3 protein-coding genes are annotated in these 22,650 nt (G+C 63.9%); all 3 read left to right on the forward strand.

Annotation, left to right across the window (positions count from 1 at the left end; genetic code table 11):
• Positions 1–442: 442 nt before the first annotated feature.
• The 3 genes from M5B98_RS18310 to M5B98_RS18320 are packed head-to-tail and all read left to right on the forward strand — an operon-like array spanning position 443 to position 22,643.
• Positions 443–9,442, forward strand: coding sequence for a non-ribosomal peptide synthetase (locus tag M5B98_RS18310; RefSeq protein ID WP_248743540.1), 9,000 nt, complete (start codon positions 443–445; stop codon positions 9,440–9,442).
• Entirely contained in the window at positions 9,439–13,551 is a 4,113-nt protein-coding gene (locus M5B98_RS18315; protein ID WP_248743541.1) for an amino acid adenylation domain-containing protein, read from the forward strand. The genes M5B98_RS18310 and M5B98_RS18315 overlap by 4 nt, the downstream gene beginning before the upstream one ends.
• Positions 13,548–22,643, forward strand: coding sequence for a non-ribosomal peptide synthetase (locus M5B98_RS18320; protein WP_248743542.1), 9,096 nt, complete (start codon positions 13,548–13,550; stop codon positions 22,641–22,643). Before M5B98_RS18315 ends, M5B98_RS18320 begins: the two co-directional genes overlap by 4 nt.
• Positions 22,644–22,650 lie beyond the last annotated feature (7 nt).

The raw sequence follows: 22,650 nt of genomic DNA on the forward strand, positions 1-22,650 counted from the left end.
CGGCGCTACGGGTCACAAACCCGGCGCCAGAAGATTGCCGTGTGTCTACAGACCCGGCAGTCGCAGCCGATCGGGACCACCCTGGCGCTGTCACCCACCGCGCAGGTTGTTCCTCGTCGTTGACCCTCAAATGGAAGTCGAGGTTTCAATTGATCACGCGGTTTGCAATCGACGATGCAATGAGCAGGGCGACGGATGTCGTCAACGATTCTGTCATCTCCCCAGCTGCCTGCGCGGACCGCGCCGCGGTGTTCTTCGCCAGCCTTTCTCCCCCCGGTTTCCTGTGTGTGCCTGCGTGCGACGCGAGTCTGCATGCGCGTGCCGCGCCATCTTCCTGAATTCGAATGACCGAACCGGTACCTGATACCGGGGCCTGACTGGCGAGGCGCGTGCTGTCTCTGCCTGATCACAAAAATAATGCAGTCATGGACGGTAGCCTCCGATGCTCGACAACACTTCCTTGCGTGGGACGAATCCCGCGCAGCCCGACGTTTCATCCTCGATTCCGTTCGACACCGATCTGTGCGTGCACGGTCTATTCGAAGCGCAGGTGCTGCGCAACCCCGAGGCCATTGCCGTCCGTTGGCAAGCAGAGGCGCTCAGCTACCGCGAACTCAATATTCGCGCCAATCGCCTGGCCCATCATCTGCGCAGCCTTGGCGTCGGGCCGGACGTGCGGGTGGGGATCTGTCTTGAGCGTTCGCTGGAGATGCTGGTGGGTGTGCTCGCGGTGCTCAAGGCCGGAGGCGCCTACGTGCCGCTGGACCCGGCGTATCCGCAGGCGCGGCTGGCGCACATGCTGGCCGACAGCGCGCCGCCGGTGGTGCTGACCCACGGTCAGGCGCGGCATGTCCTGATGACTGCGCTCGAACAATCGACCACGGTGCTCGATCTGAGCGATTCAACACATTGGGCTTCGCAATCTCCGGAGAACCCCGATCCTTCCGCGACAGGCCTGACACCCCGACACCTCGCCTACGTGATCTACACCTCCGGCTCGACCGGCACCCCGAAAGGCGTGATGGTCGAGCATCGCGGGCTGGTCGCCGTGAGCGCTGCCTGGGCGCAACTCTATGCCTTGGGCGAGCCGGGCAATCACCTGCAAATGGCCGGTTTTTCCTTCGACGTGTTCAGCGCCGATCTGATTCGTGCGCTGGGGTTCGGCGGCACGCTGGTGCTGTGCCCTCGGAACACCTTGATGGATCCGCCGGCCCTGTATCGCTTGATGCGTGATGCGCAGATCGGTTTTGCCGACTTCGTCCCGGCGCTGCTCAATCCCTTGCTGGCCTGGGTCGAAGAGACCGGCCAGGACTTGTCATTCCTGCGCACCGTGGTCTGCGGCTCGGACATCTGGACCGCCCACAGCGCACGGCAATTGCGCAGGCTGTGCGGTGAGCGGGTGCAGATCGTCCAGGCCTATGGCGTGACCGAAGCGAGCATCGACAGCACCTGTTTCGAATTCACCGAAGGCAGCCAGACCGACGCGGTGTTGCCTATTGGCCGGGCACTGCCCAATACCCGGATTTACCTGCTCGACGAACAAGGCTTGCCCGTTGCCGAGGGTGTCGCGGGCGAGTTGTACATCGGTGGCGTCGGCGTGGCGCGGGGGTATCTGAACCTGCCGCAATTGACTGCCGAGCGTTTCATCGACAACCCGTTCGTGGCGGGCGAACGCTTGTACCGAACCGGAGATCTGGCCCGTTATCGGGCCGAAGGCCAACTGGAGTTCCTCGGCCGCAACGACTCCCAGGCCAAGTTGCGCGGCCTGCGCCTGGAACTGGGGGAAATCGAAACCCGCCTGACTGACATTGCAGGCGTGCGTGAATGCGTGGTGTTGCTGCGTCAGGACGGCCTCGGTGAACCTCGACTGGTCGCTTATTACTGCGAGAAACCGGGTACAACACTGAGTCCGCGCTCCCTGCGTGAACAGCTGAAAATCAGCCTGCCGGACTACATGGTGCCGACGGCATTTGTGCGTCTCGATGCGCTGCCGTTGACCGCCAACGGCAAGGTCGATCGGCCCGGTTTGCCGGCGCCGGACGTCGAGGCATTTGATCAGCAGGAATACCAGGCGCCGCAGGGAACGCTGGAAACTGCGCTCGCCGCAATCTGGGCCGAAGTGCTCGGCGTCGAGCGAGTGGGGCGTGAAGATCAGTTCTTCGCCCTCGGCGGTCACTCGCTGCTGGTGATGCGTGTGCTGGCGCAGGTTCGCCATACGCTGGGTCTGGAAGTCGCGCCTTCGACGCTGTTTGCCGCACCCGTTCTGAAACAGTTCGCCGAACGGCTGCAAGCCAGTCAGGCGGCGGCTCGTCCAGCCATCACGGCCCTTGAACGCCCGGGCGCGCAAACGTTGTCGTCTGCCCAGCAGCGCCTGTGGTTTCTGGCGCAAATGGAGGGCGGCAACGCGGCGTATCACATGCCGCTGAACCTGCGTTTGCGTGGTTTGCTGGACGTTCCGGCGCTCGAACGCAGCTTCAATCAACTGGTGGCGCGGCATGAGGCACTGCGTACAACTTTCATCGCGGTTGAAGGGGAAGGGCGGCAGCAAGTTTCACCGCCTGCGCACAGCCTTCGACTGACCGTCACCGATCTGCAAGGGCCCGATGCTCAAGAGCGTCTCACCCGGTTGATCGACGAAGAGGTCGCCCGGCCGTTCGACCTGAGCCGTGGCCCGCTGATGCGCGTAAGTCTGGTGCGACTGGCGGCGGATGACCATGTGTTGCTGCTGACCCAGCACCACATCATCTCCGATGGCTGGTCGATGGGCGTGCTTACTCGTGAGCTGGGGCAACTCTACGAAGCGGCGTTGCAGGATCGCGACGATCCGCTGCCGCCATTGCCCGTGCAGTACGTGGACTACGCCGTGTGGCAGAAGCAATGGCTGACCGGCGACGTGCTGGAACAGCAAAACCGCTATTGGCGCGAGACCCTCAACGGCGCGCCGGTGCTGCTGGAATTGCCGACGGATCACAAGCGGCCGCCCGTGCAGGACTACCTCGGCGGTTTTGTCCCGTTGGTCTTCGACGAGGCTTTGACCACGCGCCTGAAAGCCCTGGGCATGCAACAAGGCACCACGCTGTTCATGAATTTGCTGGCCGGCTTTTCGCTGCTGTTGTCGCGCCTGTCGGGGCAGGACGATGTGGTGATCGGCGTGCCATCGGCCAACCGTCCGCAACAGGAACTGGAAGGTCTGATTGGCTTCTTCGTCAACACCCTGGCCCTGCGCATGACCCGATCGGGCTCGCCGTCAGTAGCGCAATGGCTGCAACAGGCGCGACGGGTCGCGCTGGGGGCTCAGGAGCATCAGGACCTGCCGTTCGAGCAAGTGGTGGAGTTGCTCAACCCGCCGCGCAGTCTGGCCCACAGCCCGCTGTTCCAGGTGCTGTTTGCCTGGGAGCAGGATCAGGATTCCGATCTGCTGCTGACCGGGCTCGACGTCACCCCGGTCGAGAGCAGTCATCACGTGGCCAAGTTCGATCTGCAACTGGCACTCCATGAGCGCGACGGGCAGGTTGTCGGTGGTCTGGAATACGCCTCGGGCCTGTTCGAACGCGGCACCGTCGAGCAGTTTGGTGAGTACCTGCGCCGGGTGCTGACGCAGATGGTCGAGGACAGCGAGCAGTCGCTGGCGGGGATCAAGCTGCTGAGCGCCGAACAACACCAGCAGATCGTTCACGACTGGAACCGCACTGCGCGGGACACCGCGTCGCTGCCCGGTTGCGTGGTGCGTTTCGAAACCCTGGCCCGGCAAACACCCGAAGCCGTGGCACTGCTCGCCGACCGTGAGCAACTGGGCTACGGCGAACTGAATCGCGCGGCCAACCGACTCGCGCATTACCTGATCGAGCAGGGCGTCGGCCCCGAACATCGCGTCGGCCTGTGCCTGGAACGCTCGCCGCAAATGGTCACTGGCCTGCTGGCAATCCTCAAGGCCGGTGCGGCGTACGTGCCGTTCGACCCGGCTTACCCTAGCGAACGTCTGGCGTTCATGTTCAGCGATGCCGCGCCGACCATGCTGCTGACGCAATCGAGCCTGATGGCCGGGCTGCCGGCGAACGAGGCGCAGATCTGCTGCCTGGACACTGACGCATCGCAATGGGCGCAACACCGAACGGATGATCCGCAAGTCACGGTGACCCCGGAACACCTCGGTTACGTGCTCTACACCTCTGGCTCCACCGGCCGCCCGAAAGGCGTGGCCCACAACCGTCGTGCGCTGGACAACCTGATTAACTGGCAACTCGATCAAGCCACAGCACCGCAGCGCGTGCTGCAATTCGCCTCGCTGAACTTCGACGTTTCGTTCCAGGAAATCTGCAGCACGCTCTGCCAGGGCGGCAGCCTGCTGCTGATGACCGAGGACAGTCGCAAGGACCTCGCCGCGCTGCGCCCGACCCTGGTGGCCGAAGGTGTGCAACGGGCGTTCCTGCCATTCGCCGTGTTGCAGCAACTTGCCGGCCTGACCGAGGCCGATGCACCGATGCCGGCCGGCGGTTGCGAAATCATCACCGCCGGTGAGGCCCTGCAGATCAATGACGAGCTGCGCGGTTTTGTCCGTGGGCTCGGCGGCGCGCAGTTGCACAACCAGTACGGGCCGACGGAAACCCATGTGGTCAGCCAGTTCAGCCTTGACTGCAACGAGACCGATTCCTGGCCGGACACGCCACCCATTGGCCGTCCCATCGCCAACGCGCGGTTGTACGTGCTGGACGAACATCTGAATCCGGTGCCGGTCGGCGTGGCGGGCGAGTTGTACATCGCCGGCGCGTGCCTGGCCCGGGGTTACCTGAACCGTCCGGACCTGACCGCTGAACGCTTCCTGCCGGACCCGTTCAGCGACGAGCCGGGCGCGCGGATGTACCGCAGCGGCGACCTCGCGAAATTCCAGGCCGACGGCAACGTGCAGTACCTGGGACGCATCGACCAACAGGTGAAACTGCGCGGCTTCCGCATCGAGCTCGGCGAGATCGACAGCCTGTTGCAGCAGCAACCCGGTGTGCAGGAAGCCGCCGTGTTGCTGCGTGAAGACGTGGCCGGGGACAAGCGTCTGGTGGCCTATGTGGTCGGCTCCGCGACCAGTGAATTCCTGCGTGCCGAACTGCAACGCCAGTTGCCCGAACACATGATCCCGAGTGCCTGGGTCCGGTTTTCGCAACTGCCGCTGACCCGCAACGGCAAGCTCGACCGACAGGCGTTGCCGGCACCGGAACGCAGCGCCGGGGCGACCTACGAGGCGCCGCGCAACGACATCGAACGGCAGATGGCCGAAATCTGGGCCGAAGTGCTCAAGTGCGAGCGGGTCGGCATCCACGACAACTTCTTCGACCTCGGCGGCCACTCGCTGCTGGCGACGCGGATGATCTACGCGATCAACCAGCGCATGGGCGCGCAACTGTCCCTGAGCAGCCTGTTCCAGACCCCGGTGTTGATGGATCTGGCGGCGCAGGTTTCGCGTGAAGAGCAGAGCGTTGAACCGGCGTTCATCCAGATCGAGCCGGATCGCGGCAATCGACATGAGCCTTTCCCGCTGACCGATATCCAGCAGGCCTACTGGTTCGGTCGCGAGGCCACGGTCAGCCTCGGCGGTGTCAGCGCCCATGGTTACGAAGAACTGCGCATTCCTGAATTCGACGCGGAGCGTTTCGAGCAAGCACTTAACCGCATGATCCTGCGCCACGACATGCTGCGCGTGATCTTCCTCAGCGACGGTACACAACAGGTGCTGGCGCAGGTGCCGACCTACCGCATGCCTCGCAGCGACCTGCGCGGTTTGCCCGCAGAAGTGGCGCAGCGCACGCTGGAAGCGACCCGCGAACGCCAGTCCCATCAGGTGCTGGACGCCAGTCGCTGGCCGCTGTTCGAGTTCAGCCTGTCGTTGCTCGATGACGGCATCACTCATTTGCACATCAGCCTCGACGCGCTGATCGTCGACGCGGCGAGTACGCAGATTCTCGCGCGCGAATTGATGGCGTTCTACGTCGATCCGGTGCTGGAACTGGCCGAACCGGGCCTGACCTTCCGCGACTACGTGCTGGCCGAACAGCAACTGCGCAACGGCCGTCGCTACGAGCAGGCGCTGGGCTACTGGCGCGAGCGGGTGACCACTCTGGCCCCGGCGCCGGACCTGCCGCTGGTGCGCCAACCCGAAAGCATTGCCAACCCGCACTTCACCCGCCGTGATCGCGACATGTCGGCGGCGCAGTGGACGCAACTCAAAGCCGTGGCCAAGCAGTTTGCGGTGACGCCATCGGTGATGCTACTGACCGCGTTCAGCGAAGTGCTGGCGCTGTGGAGCCGCACCCCGCGTTTCACCCTGAGCCTGCCGCTGTTCAACCGCATGCCGCTGCACCCGGATGTCGATGAAATCATCGGCGACTTCACCTCGCTGGTGCTGCTGGAAGTCGGCATCGACGGGGCGCTGAGCTTCACCGACAAGGCCCGCGCCGTGCAGGCGCAGCTTTGGCGTGATATCGACCATTCGGTGGTCAGCGGTGTGCGGGTGCTGCGCGAGTTGTCCCAGGCCCGGGGCGTGCAGCAGACGGCGATGCCGATCGTGTTCAACAGCACGCTGTCGGAAGCGGCGCCGGAACTGGCCGAGTTCAACCTCGCGGACGCATTGAACGCCAAACACATGCACAGCATCACCCAGACCCCGCAGGTGTGGCTCGACCACACCTTGCTGGAGCTGGAAGGACGCCTGTTGTTCAACTGGGACAGCATCGACGAACTGTTCCCGCAAGGCATGATCGAGCAGATGTTCGTCGCCTATAACACGTTGCTCGACAGCCTCTGCGAGCCGGCGGCCTGGGGCGCCAACACGCCACAACTGCTGCCGCAGGCGCGGTTGCCGGCACCGGTCGACATTCAGCAAACGCTGCCATTGATGCACGAACTGTTCGAGCGTCAGGCCCTCGTCACGCCGGATGCACTGGCGGTGATCGGCGCGCGGCAGCTGACTTACGCTCAGTTGCGCTTTGAGGCCCGGCAACTCGGCGCCCGCCTGCAAACGCAGGGTGTGCTGCCGAACCGATTGGTCGCGGTGGTGATGGAGCGCGGCTGGGAACAAGTGGTGGCAACGTTGGCGATTCTGTATGCCGGCGGCGCTTATCTGCCCATCGAGCCAACCCAGCCAGCGGAACGGCTGCGGCATATTCTGGAACGGGCCGAGGCGAGTCTGGCGCTGACCCAACCGGCGTTGCTCGACAAAGTCGAATGGCCGGCGCAGGTCACGACCATTGCCGTGACCGATGCAGTCTCAATAGACGCATTGCCATTGCAACCGGTGCAGGTGAACGAAAGCGACCTCGCTTACGTGATCTACACCTCCGGCTCCACCGGCCAGCCGAAAGGCGTAGTGATCGACCATCGCGGTGCGGTCAACACCTTGCTCGACATCAACCGCCGTTTTGCCGTCGGCCCGAACGACCGCGTATTGGCCATCTCCTCGCTGAGTTTCGACCTGTCGGTCTATGACTTCTTCGGCACCCTGGCCGTGGGCGCGGCGGTGGTCATCCTCGACCCGCAACTGACCCTCGATCCGGCGCACTGGCTTGCATTGATCAAGCGTCATCAGGTCAGCCTGTGGAACTCGGTGCCGGCGCTGCTTGGCATGCTGGTCGAGTACGTGGAGGGCGAGGGCGGCGCGTTGCCCGCGAGCCTGCGGATGGCGATGTTGTCCGGCGACTGGATTCCGTTGACCCTGCCCGAGCGGGCCTGGGCGTTGCAGCCGGATTTGCAATTGATCAGCCTGGGCGGCGCCACCGAAGCGTCGATCTGGTCGATCTATTATCCGGTGAAGCACGTCGATCCGGACTGGCGCAGCATTCCCTACGGCAAGGCTCTCGACCATCAGCGCTTCTATGTGCTGGACGAAGCGCTGCAGGTCCGTCCGACCTGGGTTGCGGGTCAGCTGTACATCGGCGGCATAGGTCTGGCCAAGGGTTACTGGCGCGATGAAAAACTCAGCGCGGGCAGTTTTTTCGACCATCCACTGACTGGCGAACGGCTGTATCGCACCGGCGACCTGGGGCGCTTGCTGCCGGACGGCAACATCGAATTCCTCGGTCGGGAAGACAATCAGGTCAAGGTCCAGGGCTATCGCATCGAGCTGGGCGAGATCGAAGCCGCGCTCAATCGCCACCCCGGCGTGCAGAGCGCGGTGGTGCGGATTCTCGGCAGCACGCTGGGCGAGAAACGCTTGGCGGGTTATGTGCTCAAGGCCGATCCGGCGTTGCAGGCCAGCGACTTCACCGACTACCTGACGGACAAGCTGCCGGCGTACATGATTCCGACGTCGTTCACCTTCGTCGAGGCGTGGCCGTTGTCGTCCAACGGCAAGGTCGACAAGAAGCGCCTGCCGGAACCAGAGCAAATCGAGGAACAAGGCCCGGCGCTGGAAGTCGATGGCCCGCAGGAACAGCGGCTGGTGGAAATCGTACAGGGCGTGCTCAAGCGTGAATCCATAGCTGCCAATGCCAACCTGCTGAACCTCGGCGCAACGTCAATCGATATCGTCAGGATCAGCAACGCCTTGTCCGGCGCCTTGCAGTTCCGCCCGCATGTGGCGCAATTGCTGGCCCAGCCGACGTTGCTGCATCTGCTCGGCATGTACCGCCAGAACCGGGCCCGTCAGGAATTGCTCGGCAACGTCCAGCCGACACCGGAGACCCCGCAGGACATCATCGAAGATCCGCAGCAACGGGCACAGTTCAAGGCTGAGCAACGCGGTCGCCGAGCCTTCGCTCAAACCTTGCCGGAGGTGGCACTGGACTTGCCGCAAGACCCGGCCTTCGCAAGGCGTTTGAGTGATTACCGCTCGGTGCGCCAGTTCGGCGCGCAGCCGATTGCGACTCATGCCTTCGCGCATGTTTTGGCGGCACTGGCCCAGGGGCAACTCGACGGCGAGGTGAAATACCAGTTCCCGTCGGCGGGCGGGCTGTACCCGATTCAGGCCTACCTCTACGTCAAGCCGGATCGCGTGCTCGGCGTACCCGGTGGCGCGTATTACTACGATCCTCGCCAGCATCGCTTGCTGGCGCTCCAGAGCGGACTGCTCGACCCGGACACCTACGACTATTTCGTCAATCGCCCGGTGTACGAAAACGCCGCGTTCTCGCTGTTCTTCATCGCCGACATGGCCGCGATTCGCCCGCTGTATGGCGAGCGCAGCCGTGACTTCTGCCATATCGAAAGCGGCGCCATGGCCCAGTTGCTGAGCATGACCGCCGTCGAACACGGCCTGGGCCTCTGCGGCATCGGCTCGGTCGAGGAGCAGCAACTGACGGCGCTGTTCGACCTCGGGCCGAGTCATGAATTGATCTACTCGATGATCGGCGGCCTGCGCACGGCCGATGAACAACACCGCGCGCCGGTCGAGGCGTTTGCCATCGAGCCTGTGACCGCAAGCCTGGACGACGAAGACATGGAGGAGTTCGAAGTATGAATGCCGATCAATTGCTGGCGTTGTTCGCTCGCCATGGCGTGGGGCTCGAGGTGGACGGTGACAGGCTGCGCTGCAAGGCGCCGCGCGGGTTTCTCACTGAAGAACTGACCGCGGCGCTCAAGCTCCACAAGCAGGAGTTGATTGCCTTGCTCGGTGGCGGTGATGACGCAGTGATTCCCCGCCGTGCCGGCGGGCACACGTCCTGGCCGTTGTCGTTCTCGCAGCGGCAGCTGTGGTTTCTCGATCAACTGGAACCCGGCAACCCGTTCTACAACGTGCCCACGGCGGTTACGCTGAAGGGGCGGCTGGACGTGGCGCTGCTGGAGCGGGCACTGAACGAGCTAGTTGCCCGCCACGAAGCCCTGCGCACGACGTTTTGCAGTGTGGATGGCGAGCCGCGTCAGGTGGTGCATCCGTCGATGCCACTGTCGTTGTCGGTGACGGATTTGCGCCAGTTGCCGGCCGCAGAGCGCGAGCAGCAAGTGCGATTTGCCGTCGAGCAGGACGCCCGGGCACCGTTCGATCTGGCCACCGGCCCATTGCTGCGGGCGTCGTTACTGCGCGTGGCTGAAGACGAATACCTCTGGCTGTACAGCGTGCATCACATCATCGCCGACGGCTGGTCGATGGGCGTGATCCTGCAGGAAGTCGCCACGCTGTACGGCGATTATCTGCGTGGTGAGACCTCAAGCCTGGCGCCGCTGCCGGTGCAATACGCCGACTACGCCTGCTGGCAGCAACAGCGTGTCGGCGGCGCGGCGCTGGATGCTCAGCTCGATTACTGGCGCCGCACTCTGGACGACGCGCCACTGTTGTCGACCTTGCCCGCCGACCGGCCGCGACCGTTGGTGCAGCGTTATGTCGGTGCCACGTTCAGTTCCTCCGTCGATGGCGGCACCTTGCGCGAGCTCACGGCGCTGGCCCGGCAGACCCAGGGCACGCTGTTCAACGTATTGCTGGGGGCGCTGGCAGTGCTCTTGTGGCGCCACAGTGGTCAGCAGGATCTGTGTATCGGCACACCGTTCGCCAACCGCAATCGCCCGGAAGTCGAGCCGCTGATCGGCCATTTCGTCAACACGCTGGTGTTGCGTCAGCGTCTGAGTCCGCAGCAGACCTTCGCCGAACTGCTGCGCGACGTGCGTGGCCAGATGCTCGACGTCCACGCCCACCAAGACGTGCCGTTCGACCGCGTGGTCGAGACCGTCAACCCGCAGCGCGATCCCGGGCATTCGCCGCTGTTCCAGGTGATGCTGGTGTTGCAGAACACCCCCGGCAGCGGCGTGCAGATGCCCGAACTGGAACTGACGCCGTACGGCACCAGCAGCGCCACGGCCAAGTTTGACCTGGCGTTTGAATGGGTCGAGCGGGAAGGGCGGCTGGACCTGTTGGTCGAATACAACACCGACCTCTACAACGTCGCGACCATCGAGCGCCTGAGCGGGCATTACCGTCACCTGCTCGAACAGATCGCCGCTGACGCCAAGCAACCGATCAATGCGTTGCCGTTGATGAACGAGGCTGAACGTCAGCGGGTACTGATCGACTTCAACCGCACAATGCCGCTGACGCAACCCGCGCAATGCGTACATCAGTTGGTCGAAGCGCAGGCCGCGAGCAACCCTCAGGCCTGCGCGGTGGTGTTTGAAGGCGAGTCACTGAGTTACGTCGAACTTAATGCGCAGGCCAACCGACTGGCGCGGCACTTGCGCACGTTGGGCGTCGGCCCGGATGTGCGCGTGGCGGTGTGCATCGAGCGTTCGCTGGAACTGCCGGTGGCGTTGCTGGCAGTGCTCAAGGCTGGTGGCGCCTATGTGCCGCTGGATCCGGATTATCCGCTGGGGCGCCTGAGCCATATGCTCGGCGACAGCACGCCGGCGGTGCTGCTGACCCTCGGCTCGGCACACGGGATTTTGCGCCAGGCTGTACAAGGTTCGACCTGGGAAGCGCCGATTCTCGATCTCGAAAAAGATGCCGCGAGCTGGGCGTCGCTGCCAGCGGACAACCTCGACCCACGCAGTGTCGGCGTCACCCCTGACCATCTCGCCTACGTGATCTACACCTCGGGCACCACCGGATTGCCCAAGGGCGCGATGGTCGCGCACCGTGGCCTGAGCAATCTGTTGCTGTGGTGTTTGCAGGTCTGTGGCGAAGCGGGAGCGATGCTGCACAAGATCCCGTTCGGTTTCGATGCCTCGGCGTGGGAGACATTCTGGCCGCTGGCAACCGGCGGACGTCTGATCATTGCAAAGCCCGGCGGGCATTACGAACCGGCGTATCTGGCGCGTGAGGTGCGGGAACAGCAGGTCACGGCGCTGGTGTTCGTGCCAGCGATGTTGCAGCTGTTTCTGGAAGTCGAAGAAGTCAGCCTGTGTACGTCGCTGACTGATGTGTTCAGCGGCGGCGGTGAATTGCCGCCAGCCCTGGCCCGGCGTTTTCAGGAGCGCCTGCCCCATGCGCGGCTGCACAACGTCTACGGCCCGACCGAAACCACGGTGATCAACAGCATCTGGACCCTTGAGCCCGGTGCCGACGTACCGGCCCGGCAACTGCCGATCGGCCGGCCGATTTCCAACAACCGTTTTTACGTACTCGATGACCGCGACGAGCCGGTACCGGTGGGTGTCACCGGGCAACTGCACATTGGTGGCGTCGGGGTTGCCCGGGGGTATCTGGGGCTGGCGCAGCTCAGTGCCGAGCGCTTTATCGACAATCCGTTCGTGGCAGGCGATCGCCTCTATCGCAGCGGCGATCTGGCGCGCTATCGCCCGGACGGCCAACTGGAGTTTCTCGGGCGCAACGATTTTCAGGTCAAGTTGCGCGGCGTGCGTCTGGAACTGGGCGAGATCGAAGTCCGGCTCGAAGCGTTTCCCGGCATTCGCAGCGCCGTGGTGCTGATGGTCGGCGAGGCGGCACAGGACCAGCGACTGGTGGCCTGTTGTGTGGTCGTCGAGTCGATGGATGAAGCGGCGGTGCAAGCCCATCTGGCGACGACACTGCCCCGAGCGGTCGTCCCCGGCAGTTATCTGTGGCTCGACGCCTTGCCGCTGACCGCCAATGGCAAGGTCGATCGCGCTGCGTTGACGGCTTTGGCGGACGAGGAAATGGTCAATCGTCAGGTCAACCTGAGCAGCCCCCGCGACCACATTGAACTGACGCTGTACCAGATCTGGAAACGCCTGCTGCTGGTGCCGCAGATCGGTATCCGCGACAACTTCTTCAACGTCGGCGGCACTTCCATCGCCGCAATCAAGATGGCCCATGAAATCAGCCAGGTGTTCGCGGTTGAGATGCCGGTGCGCGTGGTACTCAGTTATCCGACCATCGAAGCCCTTGGCGGCTGGCTGCGGGTCGGGGCGAACCCGGCAGTGGCGCAGGGCAATCTGATCGAATTCCGCCGTGGCGCGGGGCAGAGCAATGTGGTGTGCATTCATCCGGCCGGGGGAACGGCGTTCTGTTACCTGTCGCTGGCCAAGGTGTTGCCGGATGAGGCCGGTGTTTACGGGGTGCAATCGCCGGGCCTGAATCCGGGCGAGAGCACCGAGCCGACGGTTGAAGCGATGGCCGAAGCTTACTTGCGCCTGATCGAACCACTGACGACGCAACCGCTGATTCTCACCGGGCTGTCGTTCGGTGGCCTGGTGGCTTATGAAATGGCTCGGTTGCTGACGGCGGCCGGGCATCGTCAGGTGACGGTGGTGCTGCTCGATACCCAAGGCAGCGATGATCCGGGTTTCCGCGAGCAGATCAGCACCGTGGACATGGCCGAGTTCCGCGACAAACTGGTGCGCTTCAACGGCATGTACCCCGGCATCGAAGATGCCCAGGTTGAGCGCTATTTCCACATTTACAACCACAACCGACTGGCCATGGCCGCCTATGAATGTGCGCCGCGGGCGGGTCGCGTGGTGTTGATTCAGGCAAGGGAAGATTTCAGCCGCCATCAGTTGCATGAACTGCGCGGCTTCTGGCGTCGCCGCGCGGGAAGCGGCTATCTGTCGAAACTGGTCAGCGGCGGGCACTGGGACATGCTCGAAAGTGCGGAAATCCATCGGGTCTCGCAGGTCATCCGGCAGGAGCTGCAACGCTTCGCCGCGCAGGAGGCGAAATGATGAGTGCGTCCAATGACCTGACATTGCTCGCGCGTTTTGCCGGGCAAGTGCAGCGCAATCCACAAGCTCCGGCCGTCATCGACGGCCCGGTAACCCTGACTTACGCCGAACTGGCCAGCGCCAGCGAGCGTATCGCCCGAGGGCTGTTGGCACGCGGAGTCGAGCCCGGCCAGTCGCTGGCGTTGTGCATGCCACGTAGCTGGCAGTGGCTGGCGGCGATTCTCGGCGCGTTGAAAGTTGGCGCCGTGGTCGTGCCGCTGGACCGTGCCAGTCCGCTCAAGCGTCGGGAGTTGATGCTGGCGGACGCGGCGTGCGTGGGGCTGATTACCCTGAACGAAGAACCTCAGTGGTCGCCTTCATTGTGGCAGTCCAGCGTCGAGGCCTTGCTCGACCAGCCGGACACTTCGCCGCAAGCGCTGACCGCAGAGTTCGCCGAAGTGATGTTCCTGTTTTACACCTCGGGCACCACCGGCATTCCGAAAGCCGTGGAAGTCGGCGAGCGTGGTCTGTTGCGACTGGCGCACACCGACGGCTATATCGAGATTCGTCCGGCGGACCGCTTCGCCTGCCTGTCCAACCCTGCGTTCGACGCCTGCAGTTTTGAACTGTGGGCGCCGTTGCTCAACGGTGGTTGCTGCGTGATGATCGCCGACGAGGATGTGCTGGATGCCCGGCGGCTGGCCGAGGTGCTGGAGCGGACGCAGGTCGACAACCTGTTCATGACGGTGTCGCTGTTCAACACCTTGATTGCCGAGTGGCCGTCGTGCTTTTCCAGCGTGCGGCAGGTGCTGATTGGCGGTGAGCAGATCAGCGCTGCCGCCGTCCGTGGCTGGTATCGGGCCAATCCTGAAAGCCAGTGCCGGATTCATAACGTCTATGGCCCCACCGAATGCACCACGTTTGCCCTGTGCTGGCCGATCAACCGCGACTTTACCGGTGACCTGGCGCCCATTGGCCGAGCGCTGCCGGATACCAGCGTGCAGGTGCTGGACGAGCAGCAACGGCCGGTGCCCGTGGGAGAGGTGGGCGAGCTGTATCTGAGTGGCAGCGGCGTCGCCCGTGGCTACCGCAACCGGCCCGAAGAAACGGCACGCCAGTTCGTCCGTTTGCCCGACCTCGACGGTGGCGCGCGCGTTCATTACCGCACCGGCGATCTGGTGCGCTGCAATGCCGAAGGTTTGATCGAGTGTCTGGGACGGGTCGACCGCCAGGTGAAGGTTCGTGGTTTTCGCATCGAGCCGGGGGAGGTGGAGCAACGGATCCTGGAGCATCCGGGCGTGGCGCAGGTGTACGTCTGCACCCGGCGTCAGGCGGCGGAAGATCATCAACTGCTGGCGTTCATCGTGCCGCGCGGGGAGCTGGACTATCACGCCTTCGAAGCCCATTTGCGGGCGCAACTGGCGCCATACATGCGACCGCATCAGTTGTTCCTGCTGGAGCGCCTGCCGCTGACGGCCAATGGCAAGATCGATCGCGACAGCTTGCTGGGGCAGCCGCTGAGTCCATGGCATCCAGCTTCCGTGGCCATGGAAAACGACAATGCTTCGCCGACGCTGGACTGGTTGCTGAGTCAGGCCCGTTCGCTGCTCGGCCAACGGGACCTGAGCGCGCAAGACGACTGGCTGGGCAGTGGCGGCGATTCGCTCAAGGCCATGCGTCTGCGTTCGGCGATTCGTAACCGTTGGCAGTGCGAGATCCCCCTCGACACTCTGCTCAACGAGTCTTTCTCATCATTGGCCGGACAACTGATTAGTGAGCGCGGCGATTCAATCTATCCCCCTGCGCCCGGGATCACTCGCGCTGCACGCTTGCCGGCCACTGCCGAACAGCGCCGTTTGTGGCTATTGCAGCAGCGCACGCCGACCTCGACCGCTTACAGCGTGCCGCTGATTCTGCATCTGGCGGCCGGTGTCGAGGTCGCAGCATTGGGCGAGGCCGTGAACCGTCTGGTGAAGCGCCATCCCGGTTTGCGCACGGCATTCGCATCGGGTGCCGAGGGTCTTGATCAGGTGATTGCCGAGCAAGGTTCGGCCTGCCGCGCCTTTGCCGTCGGGCATTTCACCGAAGGCAACTGGCAGGCCTTTGCGGAGCTGGTGTTCGGCACGCCGTTCGACCTGAGCACGCCGAACCTGTTTCAGGCGTGGCTGTTGCCGTTCGCCGATGGCAGCTGCCGGCTGCTGCTGAACCTGCATCACATCATCGTCGACGGCTGGTCGGTGAACCTGCTGTTCGACGACCTGAAGCAGCTCTACACCGACGCTGTGCAAGGGCGCGAAATCCCGGAATCGGCAGCCCGTCTGACGACGCTGGAGTTTGGCCAGTGGCAGCGGCAGTGGGGCGTCGATCCGCATTACCGCAACCAGCGGCGAGCCCTGGCCGAGCTGCATCGTCGGCAGGAAGAACCGTCGCCCGCGTTGATGCCGATGCGCCCGGTCAGCCCGGACGCGAGGTTGCACCGCGAACCCCTGGGCGCGGTGCGCAGTGCAGCCCTTGAACGGTTCTGCACGCAGCAGCGGTTGACCCGTTTCGAAGTGCTGTTCAGTGTCTTCGCCTGGAGTCTCTACGCCCTGACCGGATGCGAGCGGCCCCGGATCGCCAGTCCAGTGGCCAACCGGCCCCTGGCTGAGTTCGAGGACAGCGTCGGCATGTTCGCCAACACCGTGCTGATTCCCACCGCCGTAAACCACACATTGCCCCTGAGCGAACAGCTGCATCAACAGAGCGCCACCGTGCGCGAGGTGCTGGCGCTGCAAGATGTGGCCTTGGCGGATCTGGTCGAAGACCTGCGGCTGTCGTCGAATACTGCGCTGTTCGACTTCATGTTCGTGCTGGAAAACACTGATTACACGGCACTGGCTGACTCCAGCCTGCGCGCGACCCTTGAGTTCAACGAACACCTGCACGCCAAGTGTCCGCTGACCCTGTTGATGGTGGGCAGCGGCTCGCAGCTGGAGTGCTGGTGGGAATATCAGTGCAGCTATTTCGATGCCGGACAGATGAGCACGGTGAATGCGTTGTTCCGCCGTGGTCTGGACCTGTTGCTGGAAAGCCCGGCGGCAACGCTCGAGAGTTTGCTGGGCCCTTATCGACACGGTCTGGCCCCGGCCAGTGAAGGGCCGAAGGGTGAACCGCCGTTCAAGACCCTAGCGGACTGGTTCGAGCATCAGGTGCATTGCACGCCGGATGCGGTTGCGTTGGTTCAAGGTCAGCGCCAACTCATTTATAGCGAGCTGAATGGATTGGCCGACGCTCTGGCCGCTGACTTGATCGAGCATCATCCATTGCCTCTCGGTAGCGCGCCGCTGCATGTCGTGCTGTTCCTCGACGCGTCGGTCGAGCACATCGTCGCGCTACTGGCCCTGGCCAAACTCAACCTGACCGCCGTGCCGCTGGATCCTGCTTATCCGGTGGCGATCCAGCGTCAGGTGCTGGATCAGGCGCAACCTCATTGTGTGCTGTTCAGCGGCACGACGGCGGCCGCGCTCGATGATCTCAATTCCGGACGATTCGCCACGCATCGGGTCGATCTGCACGTCGATGCCGAAGCGTTCGAGCGCCCACGCCACGCCGGCGAGCGACCGCTGTACACGCTGTTCACCTCCGGCTCGACCGGCACGCCCAAAGGTGTGCAAGTGTCGGAACGCACCCTGTGCAACCTGCTGCAATGGCAACGCACTCAGGGGCTGTTGCCGGCGAAAGCGGTGACCTTGCAGTTCTCGATGCTGTCGTTCGACGTGTCGTTTCAGGAGATTTTCAGCACCCTGTGCGGGGGCGGCTGCTATCACCTGATCACGCCGCGCTGGCGGCAGGATGCCGAGGCATTGCTGGGTTACATGGTCGAGGCGCGGATCGAACGGCTGTTCCTGCCGTACGTGGCGTTGCAGCATCTGGCGCAAACCGCTGTGGCTCGCGGAATCTACCCGTCGGCCTTGCGCGAAGTGATCACCGCCGGGGAGCAATTGCTCTGCACGGACGCGCTGCGCAACTGGTTCGGCGGCATGCCGCAGGCTTCGTTGTTCAATCACTACGGCCCGACCGAAACCCATGTGGTCAGTGCCTTGCGATTGCCTGCGGTGCCCCGTGACTGGCCGTTGCGTGCGCCGATCGGTCACGCCGTCGGCAATGCCCGGTTGCTGCTGGTGGATGAACACGACCGCCCGGTTCCGAACGGTTGTCGTGGCTACCTGTTGGTGGCGGGGCCGATGGTTGCCCGTTGTTATCTGGCTGATGCTGATCTGAATGCCGCGCGGTTTGTAGAGCTGCCAGAGGGCCGCTTGTTCTACCGCACCGGCGATCTGGCGTGGGCCGATGCCCAGGGCTGCCTGCATTATCTGGGACGTGACGACCAGCAGATCAAACTCAGTGGCCATCGTCTGGAGCTGGGGCAGATCGAAGCGGCGTTGATGCGGGTGCCGGAAGTGGTCAACGCGGTGGTGGCGGTTCAGGCTGATCCGCCGCGCCTGATCGCCTGGCTGCAACTCGACGGCGAGCCTGCGACGTCGCAACAACTGGATCGTCAGGTCGCGCAACGCCTGCCGGCCCATGTGCGGATCGATGAATATCGCCGGATCGACGTCTGGCCACGCACCCCCAGCGGCAAGATCGACCGCAAGGCCTTGCCAAATGTGGGCGAGGCGCTGGAGCGTCGCAGTACGCCACAACCCGTTGTGCAATTGACCGCACTGGAGCGGCAGTTGAGCGAGCTGTTCCGGGATGTGATCGGCCGCGAAATCGAACCGGAACAGACCTTCTTCGAGGCCGGCGCCACCAGTCTCGGGCTGATGCGTTTGCATGGCCGTTACGCAGAAAAGCTGCCGCACAAAGTGACGATGGCCGACCTGTTCGAACATGTCACGATACGGCGTCTGGCGGCGCATCTGTCGACGGCTTCGGTGGCAGCAGTGGAGCGTGTCCGGCAAACCGATGCAGGTCACCAGCCGATGGCGATCATCGGCATGTCGGTCAATGTGGCCGGAGCGCGGAACCTGGGCGAGTTCTGGGCGATGGTGCAGGGTAACGAGCTGGGCATCGAACGCTTTGAGGCGAGCGAAGGTCTGGTCGGGGCCCGCAGCCAACTGGCCGGCATGCTCGACTTCGATCCCGAGTACTTCGGCATCAGCCGCCAGGAAGCGCGCCTGATGGACCCGCAACAGCGGCATCTGCTGATGGGCTGTGTGCAGGCCCTGCAACACGCGGCCATCGTTCCATCGGCGGACGGTCCGCGCATCGGCCTGATCGCCAGTTGCGGCGAAACCACGTACTTCCAGCAGATGCTGCGCGAGACCGCTGAAGGTGACCTGCCGGACGGCTTCCAGATGGCGCTGCATCACGACAAGGACTTTCTGGCGACCAAAACCGCGTATCACCTGGACCTCAACGGCCCGGCCCTGAGCGTGCAGGCGGCGTGCGGCAGCTCGCTGATCGCCGTGCACCTGGCCAGCTCGATGCTGCGTCAGGGCGACAGTGACGTGATGCTCGCTGCTGGTGTGCTGATCGACCCGACCCTGACCGATGGCTATCGTCATCGCTCGCAACACATCTTTTCCGCCGATGGCCTGTGCCGCCCGTTCAGCGACAACGCCAGCGGCACCATCGGCGCCAGCGGTTATGGCGTGGTGGTGCTCAAGCCATTGGCCAGGGCGCGGGCGGATGGTGACCGGATCTACGCGTTGCTCGAAGGCTCCGCACTGAACAACGATGGCCGAGCCAAGATGAGCTACACCGCGCCGTCGGTGGCCGGGCAGAGCGCGGTCATCAGCGACGCCTTGAATCGCGCCGGACTGACGGGCGCTGACATCGGCTACATCGAAGCCCATGGCACCGGCACTTTGCTGGGGGATCCGATCGAGGTTGCGGCATTGACCAAGGCCTTCGGCGAGGCGCCGGCCGGCAGTTGCGCGCTGGCTTCGGTGAAGAGCCAGATCGGTCATCTGGGGGCGGCAGCGGGGGTGGTGGGGCTGATTCGCGCCAGTCTCGCGGTGTTCCATGGCGTGCTGCCGCCGAACCTCGGGTTTGGCCGGATCAATCCGCAGATTGATCTGGAGCATTCGCCGTTCTACGTGCCGACCACATCGCGACCATGGCCGGAAGGGCGGCGGCGTCTGGCGGGTGTCAGCAGTTTCGGGATTGGTGGGACCAACGCTCATGTGATTGTCGGCGCCGCACCCAAGGCGCAGGAAGTGGTCGAGGAAACGCTGCCACTGCTGATGCTCTCGGCCCACAGTCGCTCCGAATTACTGCACGATATCGCGGTGATCCGCGAACACATGCAAACGCATCCGGAACAGCAGACTGAGTTGCTGAGGCATTTGCAGTCAGGTCGCCGGCAACTGCGCTGGCGCTTCGGGATGGTCTGCCAACCGGGTGATGAAATTCCTTTGCAGCCGGCAACGATCAAGGAAATCACCGCGTCGTGTGCACAACTGATCGCCCGTGATCATTCAGCGCAGGTATTGCTTGAGGCTTGGTACGAAGGCGCCCATATCCAGTGGCCGCAGCGCTCGGCACCGCCACCATGGGATTTGCAGCCGTCGTCTTTTGATCTCCAGACCTATCGGTTTCAACCCGCTGGCGAAATCGTTGCCCCCGTTTCCGCAGGCATCGAGCGGCAACCTCTGGCGCAGTGGTTTCATCAGCGGCAGTGGATGCGTGTCCAACGCCTGGGCTTGAAGGCACCGGAGGCCGTACGAGAAACGCTGATCCTTTGCAGTCATGAAGCACCCGGCGCGACGTTGCTTGAGCACCTGAGAGCGGTTTATCGACGCGTGGTTCAAGTCCGCACCGGCAATGGTTTCAAGCATCTCGGCGCCGATCGTTTCGAACTGGATCCGCTGGACACCGAAGCCCTGAATCGTCTGCTCACCGAGGTCACAGAACCTGACACCGGCGAACTCGACTGGCTGCACACCTTGCCGCTGGCGGTGTCAGGGGCGGTCAACGAGCAATCGCTGGATTTGGCGCAGTGGGCCTGTCTGGACACGGTCAGCGCGCTGATGCAGGCCTGGGGGCAAGCCGCACGCACGACGCGTCTGCGCCTGTGGCTGATGTCGTGGCAGGCGTGCCCGGTGGACGGCGAGGTTCGGCGTCCCGAGTTGGCGGCACTGGCCGGGATCAGCGAAGTGGTGCCCCAGGAATACCCGGTGCGTTGCCACTGGCTGGACTGGCCGTCGTCGCACCTTGATGCGCAGGCCGCAGAGCTGGCGGCGCTGCTCGGCGATCCGGCCGCGTTGCCTCGGCGGATGGCGGTGCGCGACGGTTACCTGTGGCAGCCACGGTTGATCGCTCAGCCATTGCCGGGTTCGACTACAACTTCCAGTCTGCTGCCGGGGGACGGCACGTTTCTGGTGCTGGGCGGCACTGGCGGGATCGGTCGAACCCTTTGCGAACATCTGCTGCAAGCGTCCGGGCGGCGTGTGGTGTTGCTCTCGCGTCAGGGGCAGTTGCCTGCAAATCTCGCGGCTTATTCGCCGCGAATCGACTGCCTTCAGGCGGACATCGCCGATCTATCACGCTGGCCGCAGGTACTCGAGCAACTGGCCCGGCGCTACGGTCAACTGACCGGGGTGATTCATGCGGCGGGTGTCGGCGCGGGCAGCCTGATTCGCCATCGCGATGCCCGGCAGATGGCCGAGACGATGGCCGCCAAGACTCGCGGCATGCTCGCGGTCGAAAGCCTGATCGATCAACTTTCGCCGGGTTTCGTCCTGTACTGCTCGTCGATGTCGGCACTGTTCGGCGGCGCGGGGCATCTGGATTATTCGGCAGCCAGCGGTGTGCTCGACGGTTTCGCGCATTACCGTCCGGACACGACCAATGCTTGCCTGCGCCTGGGGATCAACTGGGATATCTGGCGCGACATCGGCATGGCCACGACCAGTAATGGCGGGGACGCTGCGCATCAGGAGCATCTGACGGTCGGCTTGTCGACCGAAGAAGGGTGTCGGGTGTTCGATCTGACGATGGCGGTCCAGCTGCCGCAATTGCTGGTTTCCACCACTGGCATCGACACGGCGCGGCGCTTTTATCCGGTTCGTCACGGCGCTGTTGTCGCGCAGGTCGAAGTGCCGAAGGGCGTGGATCTTTCCGTGCGCCTGCGTGAATGCCTGTGCAAATGGCTCGGCGTGGCTGAGCTGGAGGACGACGATTCGCTGTACGACCTGGGCGCGGATTCGCTGACCTTGCTGGACCTGATCGATGAACTGCAAGCGGCCACCGGCGAGGTGTTCCAGCTGTCGCAGTTCAGCCACAAGGTCAGCCTGAGCGAGGTGTTGGGGCTGGTGGCAGATTCCACGGCAGAGGCTTCAGATGACGCGCCGAACAGCTGGAACGACGCGGTGCGGATCGATCAATGGCATTCCGGCGCCGGTCGCGAATGGTTGTATCTGATCCATCCGGTGGGCGGCGATGTTCAGGCCTACCGGGAACTGGTTTCAACGCTGCCGGCGGATCTGGGTGTCTGCGTGATCGCAGATCCTGCGTTGCGTGTGCCGGCGCTGCCGAACATCAGCATTGTCGAGCGGGCCCGGTGGTATCTGCAGGCGATCAAGGCCCACCTCCCGGTCGGTTGCGCCTGGCGTCTGGCGGGGTGGTCGTTCGGGGCCTGGGTGGCGCAGGCGCTGTGTCAGCAGGCCCAGGCTGACGGGTTCAGGCAACCGCTGCTGTACCTGATCGACCCACCCGCACCGGATGCCGGTGCGGAACTGGCCGGCATCGACGAGCGGACCATCGAACAGGTGTTCCAGCGTGAGTTCGCCCAGCGTTGGCCCGACGTCGAAGGGCAGGCGCTGTCCGAGGAACGTCAGGCTTATCTGCAACGGCTGACGGTGTGCTGCCGCAATAACATGGCCAGCATGGTCGACTTCCGGCCTCCAGCGCTGTGCAACACACGGGTGCAGATGTTCATCGCCGGGCACGCCAACCCTTATGGGCTGGGCAACGCCTGGAACATGAATGACCTGCAACGCAACTGGCAGGCCTTGCTCCCTCAGTTGCAGAGCTGGCAGCGACTGGAGACCGACCACTACGGCATCGTGGCGGGCCGTTGGGCGCGGATGCTGGCCGAGGTCATTGGCACGGAGGGACCGTCGATATGAATGAGCC

The organism is Pseudomonas sp. MWU12-3088 (genome assembly GCF_023242405.1).
In the GTDB taxonomy this organism is placed as follows: Bacteria; Pseudomonadota; Gammaproteobacteria; order Pseudomonadales; family Pseudomonadaceae; genus Aquipseudomonas; species Aquipseudomonas kribbensis.

Coding starts and splice junctions, on each gene's coding strand:
- M5B98_RS18320 (WP_248743542.1), top strand. CDS start 13,548: ATGATGAGTGCGTCCAATGACCTGACATTGCTCGCGCGTTTTGCCGGG.
- M5B98_RS18315 (WP_248743541.1), top strand. CDS start 9,439: ATGAATGCCGATCAATTGCTGGCGTTGTTCGCTCGCCATGGCGTGGGG.
- M5B98_RS18310 (WP_248743540.1), top strand. CDS start 443: ATGCTCGACAACACTTCCTTGCGTGGGACGAATCCCGCGCAGCCCGAC.